The organism is Collinsella sp. (assembly GCF_052346665.1).
Lineage (GTDB): Bacteria > Actinomycetota > Coriobacteriia > Coriobacteriales > Coriobacteriaceae > Collinsella.
In genome coordinates, this window is record NZ_DAWDUX010000032.1 from 12,340 (window position 1) to 17,530 (window position 5,191).

The window sequence follows — 5,191 nt, forward strand, 5'->3', positions numbered from 1 at the left end:
TGGTTCCGATCCCTCGACCGTCACGTTCACGTGGATCAACACACCCGGCGTTTGGATCTTCATCGCCGCGTTCATTGGCGGCCTCATCCAAGGTGCGGCTCCGCGCGTGATGGGCGAAGTGCTTGCCGCCACCGTCAAGCAGATGATGCCCACGGTCATCACCATGCTCGCCGTACTCGGCTGCGCGAAGGTCATGGGATACGCCGGCATGATTTCGGCCGTGTCGTCGTTTTGCATCGCGGTCACCGGCTCGTTGTTCCCGTTGATGGCGCCGGTCATCGGCGCGGTAGGCGCGTTCGTCACGGGGTCTGGCACGAGCTCGGGGCTGTTGTTCGGCTCGGTGCAACAGCAGGCTGCGGAGGCACTCGGCATGGACTCCTACTGGATGGTGGCGCTCAACTCGCTCGGCGTGGGCGCGGGCAAGATGATCTCGCCGCAGACGCTCGCCATTGGCCTGGCTGCCGTCAAGACCGTGGGTGTGGAGGGAAAGCTCCTTGCCCGCGTGATGCCCATCGCCATCGTGTTCATGGTGTTGATGGCCGCCCTCGGCCTGGGTGGGGCGCTGCTGCTCTAAGTGCGGCTGATCCCGTCGCCGCGAGGCCCTGCGGGTTTTCCCTTCGCGCGTGGTTCCGCTTCGCTCCACAAAAACGCGCTGCGGGGAAACCCTCCGGCGCCTCGCGGCTGCGTTGCCGTAGCTCAGGCTCCGGGGCATTCTCCCGTAGACCGTTTTGTGGAGCGCAGCGGAACCACGGTCGAAGGGAGTATGCCCCGGAGCCTGAGCGGTGAGGTCGCCGGCGAAGAAGGAGCCCCGTGCAGGTGGGTGCACGGGGCTCCTTTTCGCTTGCTATGACGTGGGACCTTAGGCGCGCGGGCCTGCGTTCTTCACGTTCTCGGGCAGGTGGGCGTACTTCTTCTCGAAGTTCTCCTGGAACATGCCGGCGAGCTTCTTGGCGGTCGCGTCGTACTCCTCCTTGCTCGCCCAGCACTTCCACGGGACCATGACGTCGTCCGGCACGCCGGGGCAGGTGGTGGGGATGTCCAGGTTGAAGACCTCGTCGTGGATGAACTCGGCATCCTCGAGCGAGCCGTCGAGCGCGGCGTTGACGTTGATGCGGTTGTAGACGAGCGGGATGCGGTGACCCACGCCGTAGGAGCCCTCGACCCAGCCGGTGTTGACCAGGTAGACGCGGGTCTTGCCTTCGGCGATGCGCTCGCCGAGCATGTTGGCGTAGACCATCGGGTCAAGCGGCATGAAGGGCTCGCCGAACAGGGCGGAGAAGGTGGGCACGGGCTCCTTGATGCCGAGCTCGGTGCCGGCGACCTTGGAGGTGAAGCCGCTCACGAAGTGGTACATGGCCGCATCGGCGGACAGGCGGGCGATGGGGGGCAGCACGCCGAAGGCGTCGCAGGTGAGGAAGATCACCGCGGTGGGCTCGCCGCCCGCGCCCTCGAGGCAGCTGTTGGGGATGTGCTCGACGGGGTAGCCCACGCGGGTGTTCTGCGTGAGGGAGACGTCGTCGTAGTCGGGGTCGCGGTGTTCGTCGAGGATGACGTTCTCGCACAGGGCGCCGAACTTGACGGCGCGGAAGATCTCGGGCTCGCGCTCCTCGGTGAGGCCGTCGCACTTGGCGTAGCAGCCGCCCTCGATGTTGAAGATGCCCTCGCCCATGGCCCAGCCGTGCTCGTCGTCACCGATGAGCAGGCGCTTGGGGTCGGCGGACAGGGTGGTCTTGCCGGTGCCGGACAGGCCGAAGAAGACGGCGGTGTCGTGCGTGGCGGGGTCCATGGAGGCCGAGCAGTGCATGGGCAGCACGTGGTCCTCGACGGGCAGGAGGTAGTTCATGACGGAGAAGACGGACTTCTTGATCTCGCCGGAGTACTCGGTGCCGGCGACGACCACGGTGCGCTCGGAGAAGTTGACGAGCACGGCGGCCTCGGAGTTCAGGCCCTCGATGGCAGGATCGCACTTGTAGCCGGGGGCGGCGAGGATGGTGAAGTCGGGCTCGCCGTAGGCGGCGCGCTCCTCATCGGTGGGGCGGACGAGCAGCTGGGTGATGAACAGGGCCTGGCTGGCGCGCTCGCAGGCGACCATGAACTTGCGGGCGTGGCCGCGGTCGGCACCGGCGAGGCCGCGCACCACGTAGAGGTCGCGCTCAGAGAGGTAGGCGGCGACGCCGTCGCGTACCTTCTCGTAGCTTTCCTGGGAGATGGGCACGTTGACGTTGCCCCAGGCGATGGTGTCGTGGACGTCGGGGGTGTCTACCACGAAACGGTCCTTGGGGCTGCGACCGGTGTACTTGCCGGTTTCGACCACGAGGGAGCCGTTGGAGGCGAGCTTGCCCTCGTGATGGGCGAGGGCAAGCTCGACGAGTTCGGCGGGGACCATGTCCACATGGACAGAGCCCTCGGCAGCGTTGACGCCGTAGCGGTCCAGCACCTGGGTGACGGAATCAATAGACATGTCGATCCTCCTAAAGGACGAGCGGGGCAGCGGTCATTCGATGTGCCGTCTCGATGCCGCGCGCTCAAGCGCGTGCGCCACCTGTCGTTTGCGAGAATCTGCGCACCGAAAAACGTTTTACCGTTCCAACGCTCCTATTGATACCCCATGCGCCGTGCGGACATGTGATGGAGTCGGCAAGGGTTGCGCGTCATTCGGCGAGCGGTAGTTTATTCAGTAAGACGGCCATGGGCACCTTAGGACTTGGTTTCCATCTTGGAGTGGCAGCGCGGGCAAGTGACGCGGATCTTGCCCTTACCCTTGGGGACGGAGAGGATCTGACCGCAGGTGGGACATTTGAGGAAGTGTGAGGTCTTGCGCTCTTTCCACATCTTTTGGGCGGTGCGCTTGGCACGGTTGAAGTCGGTTCCGGCGGGTTTTGCGGCATTGCGTGCGGATGTCCTGCCACCCGCACGACTTGCCCCGACGCTCTTCACGTAATCGCCGAGGACGGGCACACGCGAGGCGAGGGAGAGAAAACCGTCGTTTTCCTTGCGGCGGGCCGCCTCGTTCTTTGAGAACGCGCGGGCGAGCGCGACGAGGATGCTCGCGAGCGCCAGCCACGTGAGCGGGTCGAACTTGGCGATGGTGCCGATGAGGGCGAGCAGTAGCCCCAGCGCGCCCAGGACCCCGGTGAGCTCGTCGACGCCGTAGCGGTCTTTCATGAAGTCGTTCATCTGTGCCTTCCGTTCCTACGTGTGCGCCTGGTTGCGGGCTGCCTTGGCGGCGCTGCGCTCCTCGGTGCGGCGGTGTGTCCATTGCCGTTACCGTACCCGATAATAGCCCGCTCGTGCCGCTCAATATCCTATTTCGCGAGCTTTTCGATAATCCTCTCGACTTCGGCGAGTTTCTCGGCCTGCTCCGCCTCGGTTCCGCATGTCGCCGCGCGGCGCACGCAGCCTTCGATATGGGCCTTGAGGACGTCGGCATTGATGCGCCCGATGAGCGACTGGGTCGCCATGAGTTGCGTGGAGATGTCAACGCAGTAGCGGTCGTCCTCGACCATCTTGATGATGCCGTCGATTTGCCCCCGCGCTGTTTTGAGGAGTCTCAGCGTGCGCTCGTGGTCGGCCATCATGGCGCGCTTACACCTCCTCTACGGTCAGGGCGTGGAATTTCTCACCGGCAGCCTCGACGGCGGCGGTAAGCTGATCGGGCGAGACGGCATCGGAGCATTCGACGGTGACGGTCTGCGTCTCGTGATCGGCCTCGGCGTCCGTCACGCCCGCGACGTTGAGCAGGGCGGTCTCGACGGAGGCATCGCAATGGCCACACATGAGGCCTTCGGTCTTGATGATGTAGTTCATGTTCGTTCCTTTCCTTGTTGGAAGCCGCGAATCGGGCGATTTTGTAACGAAAAACGGAATGCATCGAGTATAGGGCGGTTTCGCCACCATGTGACCAGCGGTTATTCCGATGAACAGACCTCTCTACTCGGAGCGTCTCGATATTCGTTACATAATCGTCCGATTTGCGGCAAGTTGACGGTCTGGAATCCGCTTGCGCGTCAAGTTCGGGGCTTGAAGCCGCGCAGGCGCAGGGCATTCCCCACCACGCACAAGCTCGACAGGCTCATCGCCGCTGCGCCGAACATCGGTGAGAGCTGCCAGCCGAGCATGGGATAGAACACACCCGCAGCCAGCGGGATGCCCAGGGAATTGTAGAACAGCGCCCAGAACAGGTCCTGCTTGATGTTGCGGATGACGGCGCGGGAGAGCTCGATGGCGCGAGCGACGTCGAGGAGGTCACTTCTCATGAGCACGACGTCCGCCCCCTCCTTGGCGACGTCGGTGCCAGCTCCGATGGCGAGGCCCACATCGGCGCGGGCGAGGGCAGGGGAGTCGTTGATGCCGTCGCCTACCATGGCGACCGTCTGGCCGGCAGCCTGCAGCTCGCGTACCACACGCTCCTTGTCGGCGGGTAGGACGTCGGCGATGACGTTGGCAACGCCCACGCGCTCGGCGATGGCGCGCGCGGTGAGTTCGTTGTCGCCGGTGAGCATGATGGACTGGATTCCCAAACGCCTCAATGCCGCGATGGCGTCCGTGCTGGTTGGTTTGACCTCGTCGGCGACGGCGATGATGCCCATGATCTCACCGTTCTTGGCGAAGAAAAGGGGCGTCTTTCCCTGAAGGGCGAATCGTTCGAGTTCGTCGTGGTCGATGTCGATGCCCTCATCTGCCATAAGCGTGGCGTTGCCCGCAGCAATGTGGTTGGTCCCCTCGAATGCAGTCACGCCACGGCCGGGGATGGCTTGGAATGCTTTTACCGAACGCGCGACGATGCCGCGCTCCTCCGCGCACGCCATGATCGCCTCGGCGAGCGGATGCTCACTGCTGCGCTCGAGGGCGGCGGCGAGTTTGAGGAGCCCCTTCTCTGTTATGGCGGCGGTGCCGTCCGCACGTTGTGCGGGAAGGATGTCGGTTACGACGGGCTTGCCCCGCGTGATGGTGCCGGTCTTGTCGAGCACCACCGTTTTCACGCCACGCAGCGTCTCGAGGGCCTCGGCGCTTTTGAACAAGATGCCCATCTCGGCACCCTTGCCGGTGCCCACCATGATGGCGACGGGCGTGGCGAGTCCCAACGCACAGGGGCAGCTGATTACCACTACGGCGACTGCCGCGGTGAGTGCCTCATTGACGTTTCCGCCGGTGGTGACGAGCCATATCGCGAAGGTGGCTGCGGAGATGA

5 protein-coding genes and 1 pseudogene are annotated in these 5,191 nt (G+C 64.5%); 1 reads left to right on the forward strand and 5 read right to left on the reverse strand.

The genetic code is table 11. The features are described from left to right. Window positions 1-574: pseudogene (locus tag ACT8II_RS06880) on the forward strand (L-lactate permease); the annotation flags it as partial. Window positions 575-859: 285 nt separating this feature from the next. Here the strand turns inward: ACT8II_RS06880 and pckA are convergent. The 5 genes from pckA to ACT8II_RS06905 form a co-directional block, all read right to left on the reverse strand. After that, window positions 860-2,461 (reverse strand): phosphoenolpyruvate carboxykinase (ATP), encoded by a 1,602-nt coding sequence (gene pckA / locus ACT8II_RS06885; RefSeq protein ID WP_294159049.1) that lies wholly within the window; start codon window positions 2,459-2,461, stop codon window positions 860-862. A gap of 236 nt (window positions 2,462-2,697) precedes the next feature. Next, on the reverse strand, window positions 2,698-3,177 hold the full coding sequence (locus ACT8II_RS06890; RefSeq protein WP_412108302.1) for a hypothetical protein: 480 nt from the start codon (window positions 3,175-3,177) through the stop codon (window positions 2,698-2,700). A 128-nt stretch (window positions 3,178-3,305) separates the two neighbouring features. Continuing rightward, complete coding sequence (locus tag ACT8II_RS06895; protein WP_118653161.1) at window positions 3,306-3,578, reverse strand: metal-sensing transcriptional repressor; 273 nt, start codon at window positions 3,576-3,578, stop codon at window positions 3,306-3,308. A 7-nt stretch (window positions 3,579-3,585) separates the two neighbouring features. Beyond that, window positions 3,586-3,807: a heavy-metal-associated domain-containing protein gene (locus tag ACT8II_RS06900; protein ID WP_118653163.1), complete on the reverse strand. Its 222-nt coding sequence runs from the start codon at window positions 3,805-3,807 to the stop codon at window positions 3,586-3,588. Window positions 3,808-4,007: 200 nt separating this feature from the next. After that, the coding region (locus ACT8II_RS06905) for a heavy metal translocating P-type ATPase (protein WP_443813462.1) at window positions 4,008-5,191 on the reverse strand (1,184 nt) is incomplete at its 5' end.

Bases quoted from the DNA above. Each gene is read 5' to 3' on its own strand.
- pckA (WP_294159049.1), bottom strand. From the start codon at position 2,461: ATGTCTATTGATTCCGTCACCCAGGTGCTGGACCGCTACGGCGTCAAC.
- ACT8II_RS06890 (WP_412108302.1), bottom strand. From the start codon at position 3,177: ATGAACGACTTCATGAAAGACCGCTACGGCGTCGACGAGCTCACCGGG.
- ACT8II_RS06900 (WP_118653163.1), bottom strand. From the start codon at position 3,807: ATGAACTACATCATCAAGACCGAAGGCCTCATGTGTGGCCATTGCGAT.
- ACT8II_RS06895 (WP_118653161.1), bottom strand. From the start codon at position 3,578: ATGATGGCCGACCACGAGCGCACGCTGAGACTCCTCAAAACAGCGCGG.